At 30.8% G+C, this 24,492-nt stretch carries 23 protein-coding genes and 1 pseudogene; 10 read left to right on the forward strand and 14 right to left on the reverse strand.

Annotated elements, in window-relative coordinates; genetic code table 11:
- Positions 1–1,197, reverse strand: a pseudogene (locus tag KAR67_RS05330) (cache domain-containing protein); the annotation flags it as partial.
- A gap of 206 nt (positions 1,198–1,403) precedes the next feature.
- Here KAR67_RS05330 and KAR67_RS05335 point away from each other — a divergent pair.
- From KAR67_RS05335 to KAR67_RS05345, 3 genes are read left to right on the forward strand one after another with little or no spacing between them, the layout of a single operon-like run.
- The gene (locus KAR67_RS05335; RefSeq protein ID WP_002794381.1) at positions 1,404–2,258 is read left to right on the forward strand and encodes a zinc ABC transporter substrate-binding protein; all 855 of its coding nucleotides are present in this window, start codon (positions 1,404–1,406) and stop codon (positions 2,256–2,258) included.
- Between the two features lie 12 nt (positions 2,259–2,270).
- Complete coding sequence (locus KAR67_RS05340; protein WP_002780105.1) at positions 2,271–3,125, forward strand: metal ABC transporter ATP-binding protein; 855 nt, start codon at positions 2,271–2,273, stop codon at positions 3,123–3,125.
- Positions 3,118–3,924, forward strand: coding sequence for a metal ABC transporter permease (locus KAR67_RS05345; RefSeq protein WP_002778637.1), 807 nt, complete (start codon positions 3,118–3,120; stop codon positions 3,922–3,924). The genes KAR67_RS05340 and KAR67_RS05345 overlap by 8 nt, the downstream gene beginning before the upstream one ends.
- Here KAR67_RS05345 and KAR67_RS05350 read toward each other — a convergent pair.
- The 11 genes from KAR67_RS05350 to KAR67_RS05400 form a co-directional block, all read right to left on the reverse strand.
- Positions 3,913–5,286 (reverse strand): mcrBC 5-methylcytosine restriction system component, encoded by a 1,374-nt coding sequence (locus tag KAR67_RS05350; protein WP_002790472.1) that lies wholly within the window; start codon positions 5,284–5,286, stop codon positions 3,913–3,915. The two genes, KAR67_RS05345 and KAR67_RS05350, sit on opposite strands and share 12 nt — an antisense overlap.
- The gene (locus tag KAR67_RS05355; RefSeq protein WP_162284604.1) at positions 5,249–7,729 is read right to left on the reverse strand and encodes an AAA family ATPase; all 2,481 of its coding nucleotides are present in this window, start codon (positions 7,727–7,729) and stop codon (positions 5,249–5,251) included. The genes KAR67_RS05350 and KAR67_RS05355 overlap by 38 nt, the downstream gene beginning before the upstream one ends.
- Positions 7,730–7,775: 46 nt before the next feature.
- Complete coding sequence (rimP, locus tag KAR67_RS05360; protein ID WP_002800873.1) at positions 7,776–8,198, reverse strand: ribosome maturation factor RimP; 423 nt, start codon at positions 8,196–8,198, stop codon at positions 7,776–7,778.
- Positions 8,188–8,550: a 30S ribosome-binding factor RbfA gene (rbfA, locus tag KAR67_RS05365; protein WP_002778650.1), complete on the reverse strand. Its 363-nt coding sequence runs from the start codon at positions 8,548–8,550 to the stop codon at positions 8,188–8,190. The genes rimP and rbfA overlap by 11 nt, the downstream gene beginning before the upstream one ends.
- Positions 8,547–11,117 (reverse strand): translation initiation factor IF-2, encoded by a 2,571-nt coding sequence (gene infB / locus KAR67_RS05370; protein WP_002783804.1) that lies wholly within the window; start codon positions 11,115–11,117, stop codon positions 8,547–8,549. The genes rbfA and infB overlap by 4 nt, the downstream gene beginning before the upstream one ends.
- On the reverse strand, positions 11,104–11,337 hold the full coding sequence (locus KAR67_RS05375) for a DUF448 domain-containing protein (RefSeq protein WP_025399319.1): 234 nt from the start codon (positions 11,335–11,337) through the stop codon (positions 11,104–11,106). The genes infB and KAR67_RS05375 overlap by 14 nt, the downstream gene beginning before the upstream one ends.
- Before the next feature lie 53 nt (positions 11,338–11,390).
- Entirely contained in the window at positions 11,391–12,269 is an 879-nt protein-coding gene (thrB, locus tag KAR67_RS05380) for a homoserine kinase (protein ID WP_002778656.1), read from the reverse strand.
- Between the two features lie 17 nt (positions 12,270–12,286).
- The gene (locus KAR67_RS05385; RefSeq protein ID WP_002778658.1) at positions 12,287–12,715 is read right to left on the reverse strand and encodes a hypothetical protein; all 429 of its coding nucleotides are present in this window, start codon (positions 12,713–12,715) and stop codon (positions 12,287–12,289) included.
- Between the two features lie 11 nt (positions 12,716–12,726).
- Positions 12,727–13,611 carry a UDP-3-O-acyl-N-acetylglucosamine deacetylase gene (lpxC, locus tag KAR67_RS05390; RefSeq protein WP_002778660.1) on the reverse strand — a complete coding sequence of 295 codons (885 nt, stop codon included), beginning with the start codon at positions 13,609–13,611 and terminating at the stop codon, positions 12,727–12,729.
- Positions 13,611–14,984, reverse strand: a complete 1,374-nt coding sequence (locus tag KAR67_RS05395) for a M23 family metallopeptidase (protein ID WP_002778663.1) — start codon at positions 14,982–14,984, stop codon at positions 13,611–13,613. Before KAR67_RS05395 ends, lpxC begins: the two co-directional genes overlap by 1 nt.
- A gap of 97 nt (positions 14,985–15,081) precedes the next feature.
- Positions 15,082–15,909, reverse strand: a complete 828-nt coding sequence (locus KAR67_RS05400; RefSeq protein ID WP_002778665.1) for a prephenate dehydrogenase — start codon at positions 15,907–15,909, stop codon at positions 15,082–15,084.
- A 75-nt stretch (positions 15,910–15,984) separates the two neighbouring features.
- Here KAR67_RS05400 and bamA point away from each other — a divergent pair, with 75 nt between their 5' ends.
- Genes bamA through KAR67_RS05435 form a run of 7 tightly spaced genes read left to right on the forward strand, consistent with a single transcriptional unit; the run spans position 15,985 to position 22,496 of the window.
- Entirely contained in the window at positions 15,985–18,201 is a 2,217-nt protein-coding gene (bamA, locus tag KAR67_RS05405; protein WP_002778667.1) for an outer membrane protein assembly factor BamA, read from the forward strand.
- Entirely contained in the window at positions 18,201–18,917 is a 717-nt protein-coding gene (locus KAR67_RS05410; protein WP_002780122.1) for an inositol monophosphatase family protein, read from the forward strand. Before bamA ends, KAR67_RS05410 begins: the two co-directional genes overlap by 1 nt.
- Positions 18,918–18,931: 14 nt before the next feature.
- A complete protein-coding gene (gene accD, locus KAR67_RS05415) occupies positions 18,932–19,774 on the forward strand; it encodes an acetyl-CoA carboxylase, carboxyltransferase subunit beta (RefSeq protein WP_002780124.1) in 843 nt (280 codons plus the stop codon).
- 1 nt (position 19,775) lies between these two features.
- Entirely contained in the window at positions 19,776–20,225 is a 450-nt protein-coding gene (locus KAR67_RS05420) for a 23S rRNA (pseudouridine(1915)-N(3))-methyltransferase RlmH (protein ID WP_002780129.1), read from the forward strand.
- An 11-nt stretch (positions 20,226–20,236) separates the two neighbouring features.
- On the forward strand, positions 20,237–20,590 hold the full coding sequence (gene dksA, locus KAR67_RS05425) for an RNA polymerase-binding protein DksA (protein WP_002780131.1): 354 nt from the start codon (positions 20,237–20,239) through the stop codon (positions 20,588–20,590).
- The gene (locus tag KAR67_RS05430) at positions 20,587–21,573 is read left to right on the forward strand and encodes a hypothetical protein (protein WP_002794389.1); all 987 of its coding nucleotides are present in this window, start codon (positions 20,587–20,589) and stop codon (positions 21,571–21,573) included. Before dksA ends, KAR67_RS05430 begins: the two co-directional genes overlap by 4 nt.
- Positions 21,570–22,496 carry a tRNA-dihydrouridine synthase gene (locus tag KAR67_RS05435; RefSeq protein ID WP_002788913.1) on the forward strand — a complete coding sequence of 309 codons (927 nt, stop codon included), beginning with the start codon at positions 21,570–21,572 and terminating at the stop codon, positions 22,494–22,496. The genes KAR67_RS05430 and KAR67_RS05435 overlap by 4 nt, the downstream gene beginning before the upstream one ends.
- Positions 22,497–22,516: 20 nt before the next feature.
- On the opposite strand, the gene KAR67_RS05440 is transcribed toward KAR67_RS05435, so the two are convergent.
- Entirely contained in the window at positions 22,517–23,746 is a 1,230-nt protein-coding gene (locus KAR67_RS05440; RefSeq protein WP_162284603.1) for a hypothetical protein, read from the reverse strand.
- A gap of 35 nt (positions 23,747–23,781) precedes the next feature.
- On the reverse strand, positions 23,782–24,474 hold the full coding sequence (locus KAR67_RS05445) for a hypothetical protein (RefSeq protein WP_038852288.1): 693 nt from the start codon (positions 24,472–24,474) through the stop codon (positions 23,782–23,784).
- Positions 24,475–24,492: the final 18 nt, after the last annotated feature.

Here is a 24,492-nt window from a genome sequence, read left to right on the forward strand (position 1 = left end):
GATTTCTAGGATTAGCTGTAATTCTTGCAGTAAGATTACCACTTTCTACTACTCCTACAGTTTCAACACTTTCTTTTACTGCTTTAGCATCTTGTTCTAAACCTTGTTTAGTAGCAAGGATGTTTTCGTTGATAGCTTTAGAGATTTGACCAAATTCATCATTGGTTTTTACATCAATAGTAGAAACATTTTTAGTTTTATGGTTGATAAAATCAAAGAATGAAGTTAAACCTGTTTGGATAGCTGCAAGTGGGGATAGATAGCGTGATACAATAAAATAAAGTAAAAGAACGCTAATAATACTTGTAATAATTACTATAGCAATTTGTATATAAGCAATTTTAAACACAGGCTCTTCTATATAATCAATAGGTTCTCCTACACAAGCTGTATATTCTCCTAACACCTTAGCACATACACCAAATCTTTGAGTTCCATCAAGTGGTCTTACATAACGGAAAGGCTCATAGTCTTTTTTATCTTTAGCGATATTCGCAACAGGGCTAACATCATAACCTGGTTTTAAAAGCTCTTTATCAGTAGAAACGAAAATTGAATTTTCGCTATCAAACACAAAAGTTCTTCCTGGTAAGTTTTCAAATTCTCTTTGCAGATCCTTTACCAAAATATCAATTGCTAAAACTCCGATAAATTTTCCTTCTTTATAAAGCGGTGTAGCATAAGTAAAACAAGGTAGGTTAGTAGTTAAATCAAGATAAGAAGGAGTTACATACAAGCCATTTGCTTTTACAGCTCCTTTAAAATAATCCCTTGTTCTAGCATCATAATTGTCTGCTTTACCATAAATTCCGAAATTTAAACCTTTTTCATCAGAATCAGGATCTGTAACAACAAGTTCACCATCAGGCTGAGCAATATAAACTGCTAAAAACCCTCCAGCATCTCTAAACACCTTTAAATCCTTACCTACATAACGCATTAAAGCTTCTTGATTGCTGATTTGTTCATAAGGAAGTTTTAAAATATTTTTAGCCAAGCTTTCAAGAGCTGCGGTATTTCTTGCTTTAAAAGCCTCCATAGAATTTTTAGCAGTTCTTACATAATTACTTTCAGACTTAACCACTTGATTAAAAACCTCATCCTTAACAAAGATAAATGTTATATCCCTAAAAAAATTAGACACACAATTGCTATCAAATTTGCAATAAGTGAGACTTTAATTTTGACACTTTTCACAGATTTTACACCTTTCTTTAAAAAATTTTAAAAGAGAATTTTTGATGTTGTAATTATAAATAAGCAAATTTAAACTTAAATTAAAAAATATACCCTATGAAACAATAATTTCATATAGATGTGCTATAAAAATTTAGAAATTCTAATTTATAAACTTAATATTGTTATAATTTTTTAAAATTTCATTCTCTTTAGGATATAAAATAATGAAAAAAATATTCCTTCTTTTTATATTTTTAGGACTTTTTAATTCCTTTCTTTGCGCTAAAACCTTACAACCAAGTGAAAATCTAAATTTACCTTTAATCAGCGTAAGCATAGCCCCACAAGCTTTTTTTGTTAAAAAAATAGCAGGTGATACTCTAAATATAAACATCTTATCCGCAAATACACACAAGCCAAAATCCAAATCAAACCCTATGAAAAAGCTTGAAAAAAGTGAGCTTTACTTTACCATAGGCTTAGAATTTGAAAAGAAATTAACAGATAAACTAGAACAAAAATTTCCAAAAGTTAAAATCATAGACATGCAAAAAGATACCCCTCTAGCTAAAACTAGTTCTAGCAACTCCAAAGAAATTTTAGATCCTTTTACTTGGCTTGATCCCATTTTAGTTCAAAACATAGCCTTAAATACCTATAATGCTCTAGTAGAAAAATACCCTCAAAACAAAAGCTTATACAAGCATAATTTAGATAAATTTTTAACAGAGTTAGATGTCTTAAATTTACAGATCTCTTCAAAATTACAAAAAGTAAAAAATAAAGAATTTATAACATATCATCCCGCTTGGTCATATTTTGCCAAGCGTTATGATCTTGTGCAAAATCATATAGAATTTTTAGGAAAAAAACTAAAAAGTAAAGATATAAAAAATTTGGGTGCGTTGATTAAAGAAAAAAATATTAAAGTTATTTTTGTACAGACTCGTTTTCCTGAAAAAACAGCAAAAACTTTAGAAAAAGAATACAATGTAAAAATTTACAAGATAGATTATTTATCTTATGATTGGGAAAATGAACTTTTAAAAACAGCAAATGCTTTTTATGAAAATTTATAGTTAGGTTTTTTAATGCTTTTTTTTGAAATATCAAATCTTAATTACGCTTACAATAACGAAACAATCTTAAAAAATATCAACTTAAGCTATGATAGTAAAGATTTTCTTTCTATCATCGGCCCTAATGGTGCGGGAAAATCTACGCTTGTAAAACTCATCCTAGGGCTTTTAAAGACTAAAAAAACTATCAGTTTTCATGGGATTAAAAAAAATGAAATCGGCTATGTCCCTCAACACACTCTAGCTAATCCTAACTTTTGCCCAAGGGTTATAGAAATCGTTTTAATGGGACTTGTCAATAAAAAAATTTTTGGTTTTTATAGTAAAAAAGATAAAAACAAAGCCTTAGAAGCTCTAGCAAGCGTGGGTATGCAGGATTTTTGGGATAGAAAAATCAATGAATTAAGCGGAGGTCAAAAGCAGCGCGTTTTTATCGCTAGAGCTTTAGTCGATGAATGTAAAATGCTGATCTTAGATGAGCCTACAGCAAGCGTTGATAGCAAATCTGCGATTCAAATTTTTGAACTTTTGAGCTCTTTGCATGAAAAGGGTATAGGAATTTTACTCATTTGCCACGATATCAATCTCGTGCTTGCTTATAGTGATAAAATCGCGTATTTAAACAAAGAACTCTTTTTGCATACCAATACCAAAGAAAAAGACAAAAGCGTATTTTTAAAACACCTTTATGAAAATCATTCGCATTTTTGCGATGTAGAAATGAGTTTAAATTCTTGCTTTTGCGATGAAGAAAATTGTGAGAAGAAAAAAATTTGTGAACAAGAATTTGCAAGAAGAAATTTAAAAAAATCAAATTTTAAAAAAGAAAATTTTTGTTTGAAATTTTCAAAGGAAAGCCATGTTTGAAATTTTAAATTTCACCTTTTTTCAAAATGCTTTATTGGCTGCGGTTTTAGTCAGCATTGCTTGTGGAGTCGTAGGTACGCTTGTGATGATAAATCGACTCTTTTCCATAGCAGGAGGCATCACGCATGGGGCTTTTGGGGGTATTGGTATAGCGTTTTATTTTTCTTTGCCTATATTGATCAGCACAGGTATTTTCACGCTCTTTTTAGCCTTTTTGGTAGCATTTTTATCGAAGCGTTATGAGCACAGAAGCGATAGCATAGTCGCTGTGATTTGGGCTTTTGGGATGGCTTTTGGGATCATACTTATAGATTTAAGTCCAGGTTATAGCACGGATTTGATGGCTTATCTTTTTGGAAATATTTTAGCAGTAGGAATGCAAGATCTATGGCTGATGGCGATAGTAGATGGGGTGGTGATTGTTTTAATGCTTTTATTTTATAGACAATTTGAAGCTTTAAGCTTTGATGTCGAATTTGCAAAAGTGCGAGGGATAAATACAAGCTTTTTTCATTATCTTTTAATCGCACTTATGGCATTTTGCATAGTGATTTCTATACGCCTTGTGGGGATTATTTTGATCATGGCTTTACTTAGCATACCTAGCTTTATAGCTGAAAATTTTACAAAAAAACTAGGTTTAATAATGATTTTAGCAAGTGTATTGAGTATGATTTTTTGCGTTTTAGGGCTTATAATAAGCTATTATTTTAATCTCTCAAGCGGTGCTTGTATCATAGCTGTAGCTTGCTTTGGCTTTTTGATACACTTGCTAGCAAAGTTTTTACTAAAAAGGTAAAGGTGCAAAAATCACTTGCACTTTTATATTTGTTTTCAAAGGGCTATTATCATTTAAAAATACCAAATGCTCATTTGCATTGAATTCTAATTCTTTTATTGTATTTTGCAAACTCATCGTTCTTTCACATAAAGGATAGATCAATTTAATATCATGAATTTTAAATTTACAAGCATAAGCAAACATTTGATACAAATCACTTTGCGCTATGCCATGCTTTTTATCTTCATTGCTATCTGGAATTTTCCACTTGGTATCTAAAATCGTTTCATTTTCTATATACAAATCAGGCTTTAACATAAAGCATTTTTCACCCTTTTTTGAGATCAGGTATTTTCCGCTGCTTTGAGTTTTGATATTTTGAGTCGGATTTGCTTTTTTTAGCATATGAGCTACATAATCTTCAAAAAGTTTTTCCATAGGAAAAAGCAAGGCAAAAGCTTCATTTTTGCCCTTATAAGGTGCAAAAGTTTGATTTTGCAAAAAGATCTTACACCAAGAAAGTAGATTTTCATAATAATCAAAATGTCTTGAAATTTTATAAGTGAAATCTTTTTCATAATTTGTAGAAAATCCCACCTCATCAAACATTTCCAAAGCTTTGATGATTTTAAATTTATGGTGAGTGGTTTTGGATTTTAAAAGATTGAGAGTGGATTTTATAAGGCGATTGGGCGCAATATCGAGCATAAATTCATCACTTTGAGTGAAAAATCTTTCTTTATGAACTAAATTTTGTTTTAAATGTTGGCTAAATTGCAATTTTCCTTTAAGAAAATTTCTATTTTCTTCAATGCTTATATAATCCTTTTTCAAACCCTTTTTATAAACCCCGTCCAATTCGTCCAAAAACATTGCGATAAATACCTCTAGCAAAGGCATTTTAGAAATTTGCAAAGATGAAATTTGGGATTTTTTAAAAGGAGAATTTTTTAAGGTTTTTAGCATATTGATTAAAAGGGTTTTGGGATTGAAAGCAAAATCCTCTCCATAAAAATTCTCACTGGTTTTAGCTTGACTTATTTGATTTAAAATATAATTTTTTAGTAGTTTTTCTTTCGAGATAGTAGATAATTTGCACTCTTTATCTTTATAACCGTCCAAATTTGTACATTTTGGTAAAATTTCTAAAACTCCACTTTTGGTTTGGATAATGCCTACATAATTTTTAGCTGTTAGGGTGTTTTTGTTTTTAAAGCCTAGAAAATTTTCATTATTTTTAGCAAAGTCTTCTAGCTCTTGATAGAATTTTTTAGCCTTTTCTTTGAAAATTCCTTGCAAATCTTCTTTAGAAAAAGCTTGGTGCTCGATGATGGAAAAGGTGTTATTGTTTATCATTTTTTGATTGATTTTCCCCATCATTATAAATAGCTTGATAAGTTTTTATATCGTTCCAAATTTTATTATCAAATGAAGCAATATTATAAATAATCTTCTCGCTATCTACATTGTCCAAATTTTTTATTTTTTGTAGATATTTATCATCTTTTTCACATTTTTCAATCATACCATTATCATTTAAAACTGCGCTAATTAAAGCATAGTCATTGTAAAAATACTCTTGCAAAAGCGGGATGATTTTATTTTGAAAAATACTTTTTAATTTTGAGATACTTAAAACATACCAATCTTCTTCATATTCATCTGGTTTACACCAATTATCTTTATTAAATTTAACAGCTTCACTCATAAAAAATGCGTGTCCTATGGTTTTTTCCCTATCCAATAAAAACTCAATTCTTTTATTTATACTTATTAAAATATTTTGAAGTATCTCTGCAAAACCTTCTGTTTTAGCATCATCTCCTAAATAATCTTCATCTTTATTTGGATTTTCTACATCTTTGCAAATAAAAACATTCTTAAGCAAATCAGGATCAGGCATCATCTCTACAAATTCAAATCTTCTTCTTAAAGCTGTATCAAGAGAAGTTATGCTTCTATCGGCTGTATTCATAGTGCCTATGATATAAACATTTTTAGGCACTCCAAATTTTTCACCGCTATAAGGCAAAGTCACTTTTAACTCTTCTTTTTCACCTATCCTTTTACTAGGTTCTATCAAGGTTATAAGCTCACCAAAAATCTTACTCACATTACCGCGATTAATCTCATCTATGATGATTATGTAAGATTTTAAAATTTCTTTTTTTATTTTAAATTTTTCATTTTGTATATTTTCAAATTCTTTTAATTTATTATAAAACATAAAATAGTAAATTGCATTACCATGATAATCACTTTGACTATCATATTTTGGTTTAATATCTTTAAAAGATAGAATTTTTTTATTTTTAAAATTTAGATAATCTCTTTTTATAATATCTATAGTTAAGCTTTGAGGACTTTTAATTGAACCACCCAATGAAAAAGAACGATATTCATCTTTAAAGTTTAAAAGAATTTTTTTAATACTAACTTTATTTTCTAAAGGAAATTCATTTCCTTTATTTAAAAAATCTTGATTAATATAATTAGCAAATTCAAAAATTAATTTATCTAAATCAATTTCATTTTCATTTTGCATTGATAAAATATAATTTTTCAAAGATTTATCACATAATTCTTTAAAAATTCCATCTTTTACATCATATTTTACTTCTTGAGAATTTTCATCATTGTCTATTATAGGCTTTATACCTTCTACAAATTCTTCATATCCATAGCTTTGATGAAAAGTGGTAAATACTATTTGTCCCTTTCTTACATACTCATCAAATTTTGCTTTTTTCTCATCTCTACTTTCTAAATTTTCACCTAAAATTTCTAAAGCTTTATCTATAGTATGATAAGTTTTTCCTGTCCCTGGAGGTCCATAAAGAATTTGATTTAATGGTATAATTTTCATATTTGATTCCTCAGATTGCACTCTTTCAGTTATAAAAATATCTTGTTCATAATAATCAATCAAAAAAGCTCTATAATAATTCAATGCACTAGAATACATATTGTGTCCATTGCTATTTTTTAACTTAAATTCTTCATTTTTATTTAATTTATTTATATTTTGATCAAAACTAAATAAATCACAACTATATAGATTTTCTTTTAAAAATTCTTTTGATATATTTTCTATAACTTGAATATATTTATTTATAGTATTTTTATCTAATTTCTTTTTATTTAAATATTCACTAAATAAATTTTTCATTTTATCTATATAATTTTGACTATCCATGCCATATTTATTCCATAAAGGAATAGCTATATTTTCTATCATTTTAACTAATGATAAATTTTTATTCTCTAATAATTTTTTATGTATTTGATATATTTTTAATTTTTCTTTAAATTCATTTAAAGATATTAAATCTAAAACATTTTTAGAAAAAATATTAACTATTTTTATATTCTTTACATCTTGATAATGAAAAGCTATTTTCCATTTAATTGCATCCCCAAAATCTATTTTTTCTATAGTTTTTAAATTATTATCTTGACTTGCTTGTATTATTTGTATGATTTTTTCTTTGATATTATTAAATGCTTCATTTTCATTATTGCCATATTTAGCAATCCAAGCATAATTTTGACTATATAATCTACCGCTAGAAGATTCTTTCCGACTTTCATCATTTCTTCTATATATACCAAATTTAAAAGCTGAGCCACCCCAAATACTTCCTAGATTATCCAATTTACTTTCTATCCAAAAAGTAAAATCATCTCTATTTGGATTATCTTTTTTAATGTTAGTATATTCTTCAAGAGTCATATTTTTAACTTTTTCTAAAGTCCATACTTCTTGAAAATTTAAAAAGCCATCAAGCATTTCTTGTAATTTTTTTTCATCTAAATTCCACATTACCAAATCCTTAAATTATGTTATTTTTAAATCATATTTAGATTTCTTACCACTCCACAAAGGTTCTAGCTTTTTTTATATCATTAAAATTTATAGTAGTTTTTTCTTTATTTTCTAAATTTTCTAAAGTGATATTTTCATCATCTACAGCAATGATTTTTGCTTCGAATTTTTCTTTTTCATTGGTTGTGATCTTCACAAGTTCACCTATACTTTTTGCAAAATGTTCTATCTTGCTAAGTTTTCTTTCAAGTCCTGGTGAAGATACTTCTAAAAAATACTCTCCATTTACAGGTGACTCTACATCAAAAATAGGCGATAAAATTTCACTAAGCCTTGCACAATCATCAAGATTTACCCCGCCTTCTTTTTGTACATAAATTCTATAAATTTTTCTGCCATTTTCACTTACTAGCTCATCATCATAAAAACTAAGTCCTGCTTCTTTGCAAAGGGCTTCAAGATTCATTTTTATCCTTTTTTATTTTTTCAAAAAGTGCATCCATATGGTTTTGATACTCAAGCCTATCATCAAATTTAAAATGAAAATTCGGACACCTATACCAGCCCTGCTCACTCATGCAGTAATTTTGCAAAGCTCTACTTGCCTTTTTTAAAGAAGATAAAATTTTTTCTTGCTCATGAACATTAAAAAACATCTTATCAAGATACACAAAAGCATCATATCTGCCTTTTTTACACTCTACATCCACTACACACAAATTTTTCAAATTTTCATCATCTAAATTTGCTAAAGCTTCAGGGATCAGCTCTTTTAAGATACTTTCAGTGCGTAGTTTTTTAATCTCACTTGGGTTCATAGACTTGCTTGTTCCTCTACTTCTTTATAGCTTTCTATATAATCACCCACTCTCATATCATCGCACCCTTCTATACCTACGCCACATTCATAGCCTTTTGCCACTTCTTTAGCATCATCTTTAAAGCGTTTAAGTGAGCTTACATTTCCCTCATAAACCACAACTCCATCACGGATAAGGCGAATTTTAGCCCCACGGTTAATCACCCCTTCGGTTACCATACAACCTGCAATTTGTCCGATTTTTGGCACATTGATCACTTGTCTAATCTCTGCTTGTCCTAATTGCTCTTCAGAAATAATCGGACTCATCATACCACCAAGCAAGGCTTTTACATCATCAAGTAGATTATAAATAACATTATAAGTTTTTATTTCCACGCCTTTATCTTTAGCACGCTCTTTGATCTCTCCGGTTGGGCGTATATTAAAGCCTAGTACGATGGAGTTTTCACTTGCACTTGCAAGCTCTATATCACTTTGCGTGATTCCTCCTACTCCACTATGAATGATATTCACTTTAATCTCATCATTTCTAAGCTTTTCTAAGCTTGCTTTTAAGGCTTCTAAAGATCCTTGTACATCAGCTTTTAAAATAACAGGCAAGGCTTTTAGATTACCTTCTTTGATCTTAGCTCCAAGCTCATCAATGCTAACTTTAGTGGATTTGCTAAGTTCTTTTTGGCGGTTGTATTCGTGGCGCTTGTTAGCATACTCTCTTGCTTCTTTATCACTCTTTACTGCGATTAAAATTTCACCCGCATCAGCCACTTCACTAAGCCCTACGATAACACCACATTCACCCGGTTTGATCTCTTTTAAAGCCTTGCCTTGATCATCGCTCATTGCGCGCACTTTTCCATAAGCTTCACCTGCAACGATAGTGCTTCCTACTTTAAGTGTTCCATTTTGTACGATGATAGTAGCTACCGCACCGCGTCCTTTTTGGATAGAACTCTCTATAACACTTGCTTTTGCAAAGCTTTTTGGATTGGCTTTAAGCTCTAAAATATCAGCTTGTAAAAGCACGATTTCAAGCAAATCTTCAATACCCATTCCCGTTTTAGCAGAAACTCCTACAAATTCATAAGATCCGCCCCATTCTACTGGCATGATTTCCATTTCGGCAAGTTGAGTTTTTACCATATCGGGATTTGCTGCTTCTTTATCCATTTTATTAATAGCAATAATAATAGGCACACCCGCTGCTTTAGCGTGATTGATCGCTTCTTTAGTTTGTGGTTTTACCCCATCATCTGCTGCTACAACGATGATTACAATATCAGTGATACTTGCACCCCTTGCACGCATAGCAGTAAAAGCTTCGTGACCTGGAGTATCTATAAAAGTGATTTTACGCCCATTTTTTTCCACCATATAAGCGCCCACATGTTGAGTGATCCCCCCTGCTTCACCACTAGCGACACGAGATTTTCTGATATAATCAAGCAAAGAAGTTTTACCATGATCAACATGCCCCATGATAGTAATCACCGGTGCTCTACTTACCAAATCTTTCTCATCAACTTCTTCTTCATAGTCTTTTACATAATCAAACTCATCTGCTTCGTTGATGATATTGATCTCTATACCAAATTCAGCAGCTAAAATTTCAATCGCATCTTCATCTAAAAAATCATTTTTAGTTGTCATCATACCCAGCATGAAAAGTTTTGAAATCACTTCACTCACGCTTTTGCCTATCTTATCTGCAAATTCATAAACACGAATTTCTTTTGAAATTTCTACGCTCGAAACCGCTTCATTTTCTTTTTTCTCAACTTTTTTAGGTGGTTTTTTACGACTTCTTCTTTGAATTCCACCCTCAAGCCCAAGATTTGCTGAATTTCCTACTGCTTGACGCAAAAAGTTAGGTGGTTTTTTCATAGTATTTTGTGGTTTTTCTTGTTCTTTTACACTAAAATCAGGTAAAACCACCACATCTTCATCTTCTAAAGAAATATCAGCAAAATCATGGCCTTCTAAAAAGTCCATTTTTTCAGCACTTTCTTTCTTAGTCGCTACAAAAGGCTTTTTCTCTTTTTTCTTTTTCTTTAAATTTTCATCCGCATTTGAAAACATGGTTTTTAAGCTAAGACGCTCTTCATTTGAAGGAGTGCTAGCCTTTGGCTCTTCTTTTTTCGCAGCTTCTTCTTCATCTTTTTTCTTTTTGACAATCACAAGCCCTCTTCTTTTAGCTAAAGTCGCACTCGCTAAACTCTCTTGAATGTTTTCTTTAGGCTCTTCAGGAGTTTTTGGCTCAGGCTTTACTTCTTCTACGACTTTAGCTGGAGCTTTTGTTTCTACTTCTTTAGGTGATTTTTCTTCTTTTTTTTCTTCTTTGGGTGCAGCTTTGGCTTTTTTTACAGGATCTTGTTTTAAATTTTTCTTGAAAGCCTCGGGTATAATTTTAGTTTGTATATACTCATAAATTCCTGCTGCAACTTCGGGTTCTACAGCATTAGATGCGGTTTTGATATTCAATCCCAATTCATTTGCTTTCTCGATAATTTCTTTGCTGTCATAGCCTAATTCTTTCGCAATTTCATGAATTCTAATTTTTGCCATTTAAAACTATCTCCTTTAAATTCTGCTGAGTGATTTTTGTATTTAGATTTTTGCAAGATTTAAAAAATGCTTTTTGCAAGACTTTGCCTTCACTCAAAATACAAGTCTCACACAAATAAACACTGCGTCCAAAAGCAAAGTCTTTATAAAGCTCACCTTGAAAATGTTTAAATCGATGCATATTTTTTTGTAAATATCGATTTTTACAGACTATACACATTCGAATGGGCTCATGTTTATCTTTTACAAAATTATATCTTTTTTTTTCTTCTTTTAGCAAATTTTAAAGCCTTTATTATCAAATTCTAAACAAAGAATTTTAAAATTTCTAAATTTTTGCTCCATTTTTTGAGCTAAATGCTTTGCATCATCCTTGTATGCTAAATTAAAAAAGCTTGAGCCTGAACCTGAAAGCGTACTCATTAAAGCCTTATTTTCAAGAGCAAATTTTTGCACCTCAAAAAGCTCGGGTAAATTTTGCATTCTACGCGTTTGGTGTAATAAATCTTTACTAGCAAGAGCGAGCAAATCATACTTTTTTTCTAAAAAACAAGCCGTAAGAAAAGAAGAATGACAAAGATTAAAAACACAATCTTTCAAACTTAAATTCGAAGGCAAGGCGTTGCGACTTTGTTCTGTACTCATCGCCACATTAGGTATAACCACAACAGCATTTAAATTTTCATCCAAATCTTTTTTTATACTGAAAACTTTTTCATTTTCTACCATGGATACTACAAAGCCCCCAAGTGCTGCAGGAGCTATATTGTCAGGATGATTCTCGTATTTTAACGCTTCATTTAAAATTTTCTCTTTTTCTGCTTTAAAACCTGCCATCTCATAAGCACTTGCAATAGCACCGATAATCACTGCTGAAGAGCTGCCAAGTCCGCGAGATAAAGGAATGGCATTATCAAAAATAAATCTAAAATGATCTTTTCTACCACTTAATCTTTGATAAATTTCATTAAAAATACTTACAAAAATATTATTTTTTTTAAGGCTTAAATTCTCGCTTCCTTCACCATTGACACTGATACTAAAAAAATTTGACTTCTCGATAATAGTATGATTAAAAAGTGTTAAACTCAATCCCAAACAATCAAACCCAGGGCCTAAATTTGCACTTGTAGCAGGTACTAAAATTTTCAATTTTTTTCCTAAATTCTTTAAATTGCAGATAAAAAGTAAAAAGGTAGATTATCATCTTTTTTATTAAGCTTGCTTAAATTTGGAGGTAAAAAAAACTCTCCAGCTGTATTTTCCTCCAAGATGATCTCATCTTCTTTTTTTACAAAACACATATTTTTATGAGCGGCAATGGGTTGATTGTTGTTAAGCTCAAAGGCACTGATAGCAAAAAGAGGGATATTTTTCACTATACTCAAAGTCCTAAGACTTACATAAGAAATTTTAATCCCCATATAAGAGCCTGGACCATTGGCATAAATTAATTCATCAAAGCTAAATTCTTTTAGCAAAATCTTTAAAATTTTGGGTACAAACTCGCTTGCCTTTTCTTCACTCTCTATGCTTTTTACAAGTTTATCATCTTGATAAATCCCAATCATCAAAGGCTTAGATAAGGCATTAAGCAATAATGAATTTTTTATGCAAAAACCTTTTCATAAGCTTTTTCATTTGCTTTTTCAAGGGTCACTATCTCATAAGCATCTTTATCTTTTAAAACTTCTTTAGTAAGTAAATGATTTAAATGATGGCTTCCAGCATATGAAATATAATCTCCAAAAACACGGTACCCAAGCAAAGTCAAATCTCCAATCGCGTCTAAAATTTTATGTCTTACAAATTCATCTTTAAAGCGCAAACCTTCAGGATTTAAAATACGATTTTCATCTACCACTATAGTATTTTCTAAACTTCCACCTAGTGCTAAATTCATATCTCTAAGGGCTTGAACATCTTTTAAAAAGCCAAAAGTCCTAGCTCTTGCTATATTTTCTATATAGTTTTTCTTACTGAATTCAAAATTATAGCTTTGTTCGCCTATAACAGCATTATCAAACTTGATAGTATAATTAATACGCGGTTCTTTAGTCGGAGTTAAACGCACATATTTATCACCGTCTCTTACCTCTATAGGCTTTTTAATCACCATAATTTTTTTAGGTGCATCAAGCTCTTTAACCCCTGCTTCATCAAGCATCATACAAAAGCTAATGCTTGATCCATCCATTACGGGTGCTTCATTAGCATTTAAAACGATGCGGACATTATCTATCCCATAAGCATTGATTGCACTCATTAAATGCTCTATAGTAGAAATAAATCCCCTTTCATCGCCCAAAACCGTTGCCATTTGAGTATTGATAACATTTTCAGGGCTTGCTTTATAAGTAGCATTTAAATCGCTTCTAAAAAAAACTATCCCACTATTTGCTTCTAAAGGCTCTAAAGTGATTTCTATAGGCTCACCTTTGTGAAGTCCTATACCTACGCCTTTGACAGTTTTTGCTAAAGTTAATTGTTTCATTAATTTTTTCCTAAAATTATTTTTTTACCTTCGTTTAAAACATTGTAAATATTATTTTCTATCCATTTTTTATCTTGCCATTGCTCAGGGCGTGTTTCAACACCTTGAACTAAAACACCAAAGTGCAAATGATCCCCCAAAGCCAATCCACTTACACCTGTTCTACCTATTACACTTTTTTTGCTTAAAATCTCATCAAGTTCAACACTTTTAGAAGAACAATGCCCATAAAGACTATAAACTCCAAAACCATGATAGACGATTAAATTAAGTCCATAAATTCCATTTTCTTCTGCAAATACGACTTTGCCTGAATTATTACTTATAATAGGAGCTTCTGCCACGCTTGCTAAATCTATACCCATATGATAAGAATCGCTTACAAATTGTCCATTGTAAGAATAATACCTATGATCAGCAAAATCTGCTACCTTCATACCATTTCGAAGTGGTAAAAATAAATCGATTTTAAAATCATCGATTTTACTTTCAGGCACTTCTGAAGTGATTTTATGTATCAAAATTTCATTATTGCCTCTTAAGGTTTCATTTACAAATTTAAATTTCTCAAAACGCGTAAAATTGTTATCCTTTGGCGCATATTCTTGTGCTAAATCTTCTATTTTGCCATCTAAAAATCTATCTGTAAGATTGATATTTGAAACGCGGTATTTGCGATTGACAAAATAATACCTTATGCGCTCTTTGGTTATATTTCCTGCCTTATCTGTAGCAATGATATAAGCACGAAATTCTTCATCTCTTGCATCCCAAGCTATAAGAGCTGCGTAATAGCCTTCTTTTAAATAAGGAGTAGCTTGAAAAATTTTTCCTGTATTTGTTTCGATATAAACCTTATCTAAATTTGCATCACTAGCTGAAAACACAACACTAGCAGCACCTCCTTGCTCAATCTGATAAGAATTGCTCAATACATTTACCTTTGGAGCACTATCATCAATCATGATAAGGACTTGTTTGCTCGCTTCATTGCCACCGAAAAAATTCCAAAAACTCTTATCTTTGGCTTTAATTTCCATGATAAAAGATTTTACTTTTTCTTTATAGGCAAGTTTTGGTAGAGCAACTTGTAAGGTAATATCATTTGAATTTTGAATTTTTTCATCCGCTATAGGCATACCTGTTTCATTGCCTTCTTTTTGCAAGAAAATCTGAACACTTTCAATAGAACCTTCATCATCTTTTACATGAACTGAAATAGGTTTTTTAAGATCACTATAAATGATATCTGGCATAAGGATTTTAGGAGGTGTTGTTTCAAAAGCATTCGTTTTTGAAATAAAAAACGCCAAAACACCGATTAAAACCAAAACTAACAAATATAAATAAATTTTTCCCTTTTTTCTCGCCATATTTTTTCCTAAATATATTTTTATTTTAACAAAATTTATTTTTTCTTAAAAAACTTAAAAAAATTTTATTATAATTTCAGTAAATATCCAGCAAATTTCACAAAATTTCTCTTAAAGTATTGGCTTTTTGCATCCAAGACTTTAATTCTTCATTTTTATCCTCTTCAATCATCTTTTTGCAAAATTCTAATTCTTTTTGAAAAAATTCAATAGAACTTAAAACATTATCTTTGTTTTGTTCAAAAATACTCCCCCACATAATAGGAGATGATTTAGCAATCCTACTCATACCCTTAAAAGAACCACCCGCTAAATGAACGATATTTCTTTTATCTTCTTCTTTCATCACAAAATTTGCTAAAGAAAAACTAATCACATGCGGCAAATGCGAAATAATAGCGGCATGATGATCATGAGCTGTGCTATCCATAAAAACAATCCTCATACCCAAATGCGAAAAAATTTCTACTGCTCTTTTTTGGTGCAAATCATCAGCCACTTCACTATCACACAACACACAAACAGCATCCTTATAAAGCTCTTTAAAAGCCGCTTTTGGGCCGCTGTTTTCAGTTCCTGCCATAGGATGGGCAAAAAGAGTTTGTTTGGTAAGCTTTGCAGGCAATTTTTCTATGATTTTTCTTTTTGTACTTCCAAGCTCTATAATGGTTGTATTTGAAGGCAAATTTACTAATTTTTGTAAAATCTCTATGATAGCATTTACAGGCGTTGCGATAAAAATCATATCGCACAAATGCAAATTTTCAAATTCTATAAGCTCATGAACAAGTCCTAAATTTAAAGCATCTTGCTCATTTTCCTTGCTTGAATCTAAACCATACACACAAGAAATTAATTTATTTTCCTTTAAACAAAGTCCTAAAGAACCCCCTATCAATCCAAGCCCTATAATTGCTACTTTCATAATATTATCTCAATCTCTTTGTTAAATTTTTTCTGCTATTATACAAATTTTTAATAAAGCTTTAGGTAAAAATAAATGAAAAAAATCATCAGCATTTGTGCCTTAGTTGCACTAAGCAATGCAGCAGTAATTAAAGAAATTAAATTTAACGGATTAAATCATCTTTCAAATGCAAGTGCTTTAAATCTTACAGGATTAAAAATCGGCGAAACAATAAATCTTGATAAAATCAATACCGCCATACTTAACCTTTATAAACAAAATTATTTCGAAAATATTGCCGTAGAGGAAAATAATGGTATTTTAAATATCATTGTCACAGAAAAACCAAGCATAGCCAAAATAAGCATTACAGGAATTGCATCTAATGATAGAAAACAAGTAGAGAGCATTTTGGGTATAAAAAGAGGAACTTTATTTGATGAAGCAAGCGCTAAAGAAGCAAGCGAACGCATCAAAGCTTATTATGAGGCTAAAAGCTATTTTGATACCATAGTAGAATACAGAAAAAAAACTCTAGAAAATACCGAAGGACTAGAGCTTGAATTTATAGTCAATCGCGGAGAAAATATCGTTATTAACAATGTTAATTTAAGTGGAGCAAAGGAATTTTCATATTCAGATATCGAGCCTAGTATAGTCAATAAAGAAAAAGAATTTATGGGCTGGATGTGGGGAAGAAATGATGGAAAGCTCAAAATTTTTGAATTAAGCAATGATAGCGCAAGAATCAGCGATGAGTACATGAAAAAAGGATATCTTGATGTACAAGTATCCTCGCCTTATCTTAAAACCTATACCGATACTTATCAGGCCAATCTGACTTATTTTATCAAAGAAGGCAAGCCTTATAAAATTGAGAGTATAAGTATAGAAAATCCTTTATTTAGCGAGGAAGAAAATATACAAAATGTAAAAAACCTACGCTCAACCCAAGGCAAACTTATCAATATAGAAGACATTCGCAAAGATGTAAAAACCATAGAAACACAAAGTGCTGATTTAGGCTATGCTTTTGCAGAGGTTTATCCTGATATTCAAAAAAATGATCAAACCCAAGAAGCTAGCGTTGTATTTAAGGTCATTCCTCACGATAAAGTCTATATAAGAAATGTTATCATTTCTGGAAATTCTCGCACGGTCGATAGAGTAGTACGTCGCGAACTTTATATCACTGAAGGAAATTTATACAATCGCACCGATTTAAGCGAATCTACAAATGCTTTAAGAAGAACTTCTTATTTTGATGATGTAGAAATTAAAGAAGAAAAAGTAGATGATACACATATAGATTTAATCGTCAATGTTAAAGAAGCTTCTACGGGTGCTATTTCAGGAGGCATTGGCTATGGTTCAAGCGATGGTTTGTTACTCAATGCTTCATTATCAGATACCAATATTTTTGGTTCAGGTATTAAAAGTTCTGTGAGTGTAGATAAAAGTGATGATACCCTATCAGGGAGAATCAGTCTTATAAATCCACGCATTCTTGATAGTCAATACAGCTTGGGCGGAACGCTTTATTCTAATGATTATGAATGGGATAATTACTCTGAAAAAAATTACGGTTTTGATATCACCCTAGGTCGTCAATTTGCAAGATATTATAATGTAAGTTTAACTTACAATCTTGAGCAAAGTGATATCTATCATCTAAGCCCAACACTTTTAAGAACAGGTTATGAGCTTGGCAAAACTATAAAAAGCTCTATCACTCCTGCTATTACTTTTAACAACACTGATGATTATTATCTCCCAAGAAAAGGTATTATCGCTTCAACAAGCTTAGAATATGCAGGACTTGGAGGAGATCAAGAATTCCTTTCATCGAGTTCAAAATTTAACTTTTATCAAGGTTTGCAAGATTATATAGGTTATGATCTTATTTATCGTTATAAAGCAAGTTTTTATAAAGTTTGGGATGAAGGCTATCTTCCAATCAATCAAAGAATCTATTTAGGTGGTATTCGCTCTCTTCGCGGTTTTGAAAGTAGAACTGTAAGCCCTAAAAATGAATGGGGAGATGAAGTGGGTGGAACTATAGCTTTTGCAAATTCTGTAGAGCTTAGCTTTCCTTTAATCGATAGAATTAAACTTCGCGGTAGTGTATTTTTTGATTATGGGATGATAGGAAATAAAAATCTTGATGAAATTCAAAGAATGAGTACAGGTTTAGGTATAGAATGGATCACTCCTATTGGGCCATTGCAACTTGTATTTGCTAAACCACTCAACGATAAAAAAGGTGATGATACCAATACTTTTGAATTTAACCTAGGAACACGCTTTTAATGAAACAATTTCTAGATGCTTGCCTAAAAGCAAATTTGCAAATTAGCGAGTATCTTAACAATATTTGCGAAAGCGATCTTAGCTTTTGTCCCGAACTTGGCTTTGATAATAATCAAAGCTATAAGCTTGATCTAAAATGTGAAAAAATCTTTATAGAGCACCTTTGCAACCTAGGTCAAATTTTTTCCGAAGAAAGTGGCTTGATCGGAGAAAATAGTCCTTATAAAATCATTCTTGATCCCTTAGATGGAAGTTCAAATTTTGTTTCTAAAATACCCTTTTATGGAACATCTGCAGCACTTTTTAAAGATGAAGAAGCTCAAAGTGCTTTTATTTGCAATCTAGCAAATCATGAAATTTTAATTTTTGATGATAATAAAAATTTAAAATCAAATCTTTTCAATCCTAACTATTCTCCTTTTTTGCCTAATCATTTTTCTCAAATTGGAATCGTAGAAAAAATAACGCTTTGCCCAAGTCTTATCAACCACCTTGCACAAAATAAGCTTAAATTTCGCTCTTTGGGCGCTACAGCTTTAAGCATTGCTTATGCTCCATATTTTAGCTTTGTTTTAGTTTTAGGAAAAACTCGAATCTTTGATACTGCAGGAGCTTTGATGTTGTGTAAAAATTTATATATAGAAAACAATGAAAATTTCCTTCTCATAAGTAAAGATAAGAAAATTTTTGATATAATCTTGGAATTTTTAAAATAATTAGGTGAATTATTATGAATTTTGCAGATATTTTTTCAAAAATCAGAAGACAACAACCCAGCACCAAAGAGGCTCCAAATCATTGGGTAAAATGCCAGAGTTGCCATGCTTTAATGTATTATAAAGAAATAGAATCTTGTTTTAATGTATGCCCTAAATGTTCTTATCATATGAGAATTTCTCCTATGGATAGGATAAAACTCCTAAGTGATGAAAATACCTTTGTTGAATATGATGCAAATTTAGAAGCCATAGATCCGCTCAAATTTGTTGACAGCAAGTCCTATAAAAAACGCTTGAGCGAAGGCGAAAGCAAAACCGGTAGAAAATCTGCGGTCATTAGTGGAGAATGCCTTATAGATGGCCTTAAAACTCAACTTGTGGTATTTGATTTTTCTTTCATGGGAGGATCTTTAGGCTCCGTAGAAGGCGAAAAAATCGTTAGAGCAATCCAAAGAGCCATCACAGATAAAACTCCTGTTGTTATTGTAAGTGCAAGCGGTGGAGCTAGAATGCAAGAAAGTACTTATTCTTTAATGCAAATGAGTAAAACAAGCGCTGCTTTAAAACTTTTAAGCAAAGAAAAACTCCCTTATATCAGTGTATTAACCGATCCTACTATGGGTGGCGTGAGCGCTTCTTTCGCTTGGCTTGGAGATTTAATCATCGCTGAACCAGGCGCTTTGGTGGGTTTTGCAGGAGCAAGAGTAATTAAACAAACCATAGGTGCAGATTTACCCGAAGGCTTCCAAAAAGCTGAATTTCTACTCGAACATGGACTCATAGATGCGATAGTAGAGCGTTCAGATATGAAAAAATACCTTAGCGATACTCTTAAATTCTTTTGTGGAAAATAACTTGCAAGTTAATATTTTTCACATACAAAAAAACGATGAATTTAAAATTTGGGGTGAGAAGTACGCAAAACTTATCTCCAAATTTGCAGATCTTAAAGAACACAATCTCTTTAATAAAAAAATAGCTGCGGCGCAGAATTTAAATGCACAAGCTGCTAAATTAAGCTATGAAGAGGCATTTGCTCCTTATACAAAAGGCTTTTGCATAGTTCTTGATGAAAGAGGCAAGGAGCTTACAAGCGTAGAATTTGCAAAACTCATAGCAGATAAAAATAATTTAAATTTTTTTATAGGTGGTGCTTACGGCTTAAGGGATGAATTCAGCCAGAGTTTAGATTTTAGACTTTCTTTAAGCAAACTCACCTTAGCACATCAATTTGTAAAAATTTTACTTTTAGAACAAATTTATCGTGCTTTTTGTATCAACTCAAATCATCCTTATCACAAATAAAAGGTTAAACAATGAAAAAGAATGAAATACAAGTTTTTAAAACTATCTTAGAAAATAGAAAAAAAACTATATTGGAAAATTTGCAAAGCAATTCTAAAGAAATTGAAGCCTTACATAATAGCGTCCCAAGTGATAGTGTGGATTTTTCTGTTATTGAAACAGGATCGCAAATTGATTTTGCTATCAGTGCTAATTTAAAACAAGAATTAGAAGAAATAGAAGATTCTTTAGAAAAAATCAAAGATGGCACTTATGGAATATGCGAATCTTGCGATGAAGAAATCGCCATAGAAAGACTTAAAATCAAACCTCATGCAAAATACTGCATCGTATGCCGCGAAAATTTAGAAAAAGGAGAGTTATGAAAATTAGATTATTTTTTATAGCAAGCTTTATTTATATAGCTCTTATATTTGCTCTTGCTTGGTATTTAGAATTAGGAAATTATACTTTAAATTTCAATACATATAGCTTCGAGCTACCTATAATGATATGGCTTATTTTACCTTTGATACCTTTAGTGTTTTTTGCCATCATTCATATGGGTTTTTATTATTTTTTACTCACTTTAAAATTTAAGCATTTTTTCAAAGATTCTACCAAATTTGAAAATTTTACCCGCGACCTTCTTTTGGAAAAAGAATCAAATATCAGCTTTCAAACAAAGGAATTTAGACAAGTAGCACAGCTAGCTAAAACCCTAAAAACACATGAAAAAATCCCTAATGCAAACAAAATCAATGAAATTTTAGATCTTATAGACGGCATTAAAAAAGAAGAATACTTCAATCTTAACAAATTTAAACTCGAAAATAATAATATCTTATTTCTAGAAAATGAAAAAAATCATATCAAAAATGATATAAATTATGCTTATTCCAAAATCAAAAACCTTAGTCAAACTCAAGACGAATTCCAAGATCTGGCTTTTGAAAGTTTGATAAAAAAAGGAACTTATGAGCAAATTAAAAATATCAAAATCACAAAAAAACCTTGTCATATCCTTACACTCATCAAGCGTTTTAAAGAAGGAAATTTAGAGCTTAATGCTGCTGAATATGAAGTTTTACTTTCTCACAATATCCTTAGTGAAAAAGACTATCTTGATATAGCAAAACTAAGCATCAAGCTTTTAAATCCTGACGCAGTTATAGGAATTTTTAACAAAATCAAAAATGAAAAAAGTGAAGCTTTAAGAGCGTATTTATATCTTTTAGCTGAATTTGGACTTTTAGATGAACTCAGAGAACAAATTCATAATGATGACAAAAAATTCAATGATTTTAAAGCCTTTTTAGCCTTGCGTGAAAAAAATATCAAAATCGATTTAAATCAGCTTATACAATGATAGATTTTAGCAAAAAGCCTTTATTTTTAGCTCCTATGGCGGGTTTTTCAGACCTGCCTTTTCGCAATGTGGTAAAAAAATTTGGTGCAGATATCACAATAAGTGAAATGATAAGTTCCAATGCTTTAGTTTATGAAAGCTCTAAAACCTTACATATGCTAGAAAGAGCTGAACTTGAAAACCCTTATATAGTCCAAATTGCAGGGGGTGATAAAGAAGTGCTTAAAAAAGCAGTTCAAATGCTTAATGAAATGGATTTTGTAGATGGCATTGACTTTAATTGTGGTTGTCCTGTAAATAAAGTCGTCAAACAATGTGCAGGAAGTGCTCTGCTAGAAAATTTAGAGCTTTTTAAAAGCCTTGTGGGAGTGATTAAAGAAAACAATAAAAAAAGCCTTACAAGTGTTAAATTTCGCTTAGGCTTTAATGAAAAATATCCCGAAAAAATGGCTAAAATTTGCGAAAGCTTGGGGGTGGATTTTGTAAGTATTCATGGACGCACAAGAAAACAGCTTTATAGTGGAAAAGCGGATTATGAATCCATTGCCAATGCTAAAGCAAGCGTGAAAATTCCTGTGATCGCAAATGGTGATATCAATGCTCAAAATGCTAAAGAGGTTTATGAGATCACAAAATGTGATGGACTTATGATAGGGCGTGCAAGTGTGGGAAATCCTTGGATATTTTATGAAATCAAAAGTGGTAAAAATGTAGATGAAAAACTCAAAAAAGAAATCATACTCACTCATTTTGACGAAATGATAAAACACTATAAAGATCAAGGTGTGAGTATATTTCGTAAACATTTACACGAGTATTCCAAAGGCCATAAAGATGCTTCAGCCTTTAGAGATAGTGTTAATCGCATCGACAATGTCGAAGAAATGCGAAAAAAAATAGAAGAATTTTTTAGTTTAACTTGATTTTTATAATTTAAAAAATCTTAAGCCTTAATATCTATACTTTTTGGTGTAGAATTTAAAGAAAGAATTTTATTAAATTCCCCTGCATTATCATCACCAAATTTCATACCAAAAAGAATTTCTAGCTCATCACTTGTGCCAAATTTAGTTTCTAGTAACTTTTTTAAAAGCTCATTCATTTTATTATCATCTTTGTAGGTTTCGCTTTTACTTTCTGCTTGTATAGGTTCAAAGGGTTTATCTTTTTCTTTGTTTGAATTTTTTTGTGCTAGAGCAATTTCTCTATTTTGTTTTGCTATTTCAGCTTTATATATTTCCCCTATTTCATCACTTTTGGCTTTCATTTCTAGCCATTGTTTTTTAAATTCATCTATATCAGTTATTGTATTTCTAAGTTTGGTTATATATACACTATCTGCAAATACATCTCCTGTTATACTCCATTCGATAGGATTTTGATTTATAAATTCGTTTAAATCTTCCACTTGACTTTGGCTCATATTTTTATCATAGCCAAGAAGCTTTCCCTCTATAGTTCTTTCACCTTCTATAAGAGGATTTTGTCCTGACATACCTGCAAAGAATGCCATTAAAACACCACCTTTGCTTATAGTGCCATTATCATTTTTATAAAATGATGCTCCGATATTTATATGAGAGCTTGGATCAAATATATCGCTATTTTTTTTAATATAATCAGCAGGAGCTTTTTCTTTCCAGCTTGGGAAACTTAGGGTTAATTGCTTAGGATTTTGATAGATTTTTAAGTCATCTTCAAAACTTAAAGCACTCTCAAAATCTTTTTCGGAATAATAAATATTTGTTACTTGAAAACTTTTTTTATTATAAGAAAATCCCAAAGGGATTTTGCTTAAATCTTCAGTAGTAAAATTTCCACTCGGTTCATCAATAAGCTGTGAAAAAACCTTATAAGCATTACCTAAACTTTTGGCAATATCTATATTGGTAAAAGATTTAAAATTAAGGTTAGTGATATAATTAACAAAATTTTCAGCACCTTTAGCATAAATCTTATAATCTTTTGGAATTCCTGCTGCTTTATTAAATTCACTTGTAAAAAAGCCATCTTTATCTACTTCATAACCTAAGACTTTATTGCTTGTTTTAGTAGCGTCTTGGGTGTCTTGTAAATTTTTTACATTAGTATTTGAATTTAAGGAAGAGTTGTTATTGTTTTTAATATTAAGATTGACAAAGGAGTTATTGAAAGTTGAGTTGATACCTATCATTTTTAATCCTTTTTATAATTTAAATTTTTATATTTTTAAGCCTTAATATCTACGCTTTTTGGTGCAGAATTTAAAGAAAGAATTTTATTAAATTCCCCTGCATCATCATCGCTAAATTTCATACCAAAAAGAATTTCTAGCTCATCACTTGTGCCAAATTTAGTTTCTAGTAGTTTTCTTAAAAGCTCATTCATTTTATTATCATCTTTGTAGGTTTCGCTTTTACTTTCTGCTTGTATAGGCTTAAAAGGCTTTTCTTTGTCTTCTTCTGAAGTTTCTTGCAGTTTTTTCTGTGATGAATCAATATTGTTAAAATCAACAAAATATTTTTTTTGAAGCTTAAGATATTTTTCTTTAAATTCATCTATACTTTTGCTTGTGTGAAAAATTTTAACATAAGCTTCATCATAACTCACCCCATCAATATGCATCCAACGAGGGTGTTTGGAATTTTCATCCATCCATTTAAATAAACTTTTAACTTCTGATTCTGGTAATTCATTGTTTCTAAGTTTATCTTCTATTGAACCCTCGACTAATTCTATTTTATCGCTGAATTTTTTAGAAATCTTATACAAATCTATCAAATCATTACCTAATTCTTCTCTTTGTTTTTTTGCAAGCTCAGGATTTCCATTTTCAATACTTTCATCTCTTATTTTGGTAAGTGTTTGCAAAGGATTGTTTCCAAAATATCTATTAAAAGAGCTTAGAGGAAATACTATCATCTTTATCACCTTGGAATA

This window comes from Campylobacter sp. JH32 (assembly GCF_017846535.1).
Lineage (GTDB): Bacteria > Campylobacterota > Campylobacteria > Campylobacterales > Campylobacteraceae > Campylobacter_D > Campylobacter_D coli.

Excerpts from the sequence above, each read along its gene's own strand:
- KAR67_RS05335 (WP_002794381.1), top strand. The coding sequence starts at position 1,404 with ATGAAAAAAATATTCCTTCTTTTTATATTTTTAGGACTTTTTAATTCC.
- KAR67_RS05340 (WP_002780105.1), top strand. The coding sequence starts at position 2,271 with ATGCTTTTTTTTGAAATATCAAATCTTAATTACGCTTACAATAACGAA.
- KAR67_RS05345 (WP_002778637.1), top strand. The coding sequence starts at position 3,118 with ATGTTTGAAATTTTAAATTTCACCTTTTTTCAAAATGCTTTATTGGCT.
- KAR67_RS05350 (WP_002790472.1), bottom strand. The coding sequence starts at position 5,286 with ATGATGGGGAAAATCAATCAAAAAATGATAAACAATAACACCTTTTCC.
- KAR67_RS05355 (WP_162284604.1), bottom strand. The coding sequence starts at position 7,729 with ATGTGGAATTTAGATGAAAAAAAATTACAAGAAATGCTTGATGGCTTT.
- rimP (WP_002800873.1), bottom strand. The coding sequence starts at position 8,198 with ATGAATCTTGAAGCCCTTTGCAAAGAAGCAGGACTTAGTTTTTATGAT.
- rbfA (WP_002778650.1), bottom strand. The coding sequence starts at position 8,550 with ATGAACCCAAGTGAGATTAAAAAACTACGCACTGAAAGTATCTTAAAA.
- infB (WP_002783804.1), bottom strand. The coding sequence starts at position 11,117 with ATGGCAAAAATTAGAATTCATGAAATTGCGAAAGAATTAGGCTATGAC.
- KAR67_RS05375 (WP_025399319.1), bottom strand. The coding sequence starts at position 11,337 with ATGTGTATAGTCTGTAAAAATCGATATTTACAAAAAAATATGCATCGA.
- lpxC (WP_002778660.1), bottom strand. The coding sequence starts at position 13,611 with ATGAAACAATTAACTTTAGCAAAAACTGTCAAAGGCGTAGGTATAGGA.
- KAR67_RS05395 (WP_002778663.1), bottom strand. The coding sequence starts at position 14,984 with ATGGCGAGAAAAAAGGGAAAAATTTATTTATATTTGTTAGTTTTGGTT.
- KAR67_RS05400 (WP_002778665.1), bottom strand. The coding sequence starts at position 15,909 with ATGAAAGTAGCAATTATAGGGCTTGGATTGATAGGGGGTTCTTTAGGA.
- bamA (WP_002778667.1), top strand. The coding sequence starts at position 15,985 with ATGAAAAAAATCATCAGCATTTGTGCCTTAGTTGCACTAAGCAATGCA.
- KAR67_RS05410 (WP_002780122.1), top strand. The coding sequence starts at position 18,201 with ATGAAACAATTTCTAGATGCTTGCCTAAAAGCAAATTTGCAAATTAGC.
- accD (WP_002780124.1), top strand. The coding sequence starts at position 18,932 with ATGAATTTTGCAGATATTTTTTCAAAAATCAGAAGACAACAACCCAGC.
- dksA (WP_002780131.1), top strand. The coding sequence starts at position 20,237 with ATGAAAAAGAATGAAATACAAGTTTTTAAAACTATCTTAGAAAATAGA.
- KAR67_RS05430 (WP_002794389.1), top strand. The coding sequence starts at position 20,587 with ATGAAAATTAGATTATTTTTTATAGCAAGCTTTATTTATATAGCTCTT.
- KAR67_RS05435 (WP_002788913.1), top strand. The coding sequence starts at position 21,570 with ATGATAGATTTTAGCAAAAAGCCTTTATTTTTAGCTCCTATGGCGGGT.
- KAR67_RS05440 (WP_162284603.1), bottom strand. The coding sequence starts at position 23,746 with ATGATAGGTATCAACTCAACTTTCAATAACTCCTTTGTCAATCTTAAT.
- KAR67_RS05445 (WP_038852288.1), bottom strand. The coding sequence starts at position 24,474 with ATGATAGTATTTCCTCTAAGCTCTTTTAATAGATATTTTGGAAACAAT.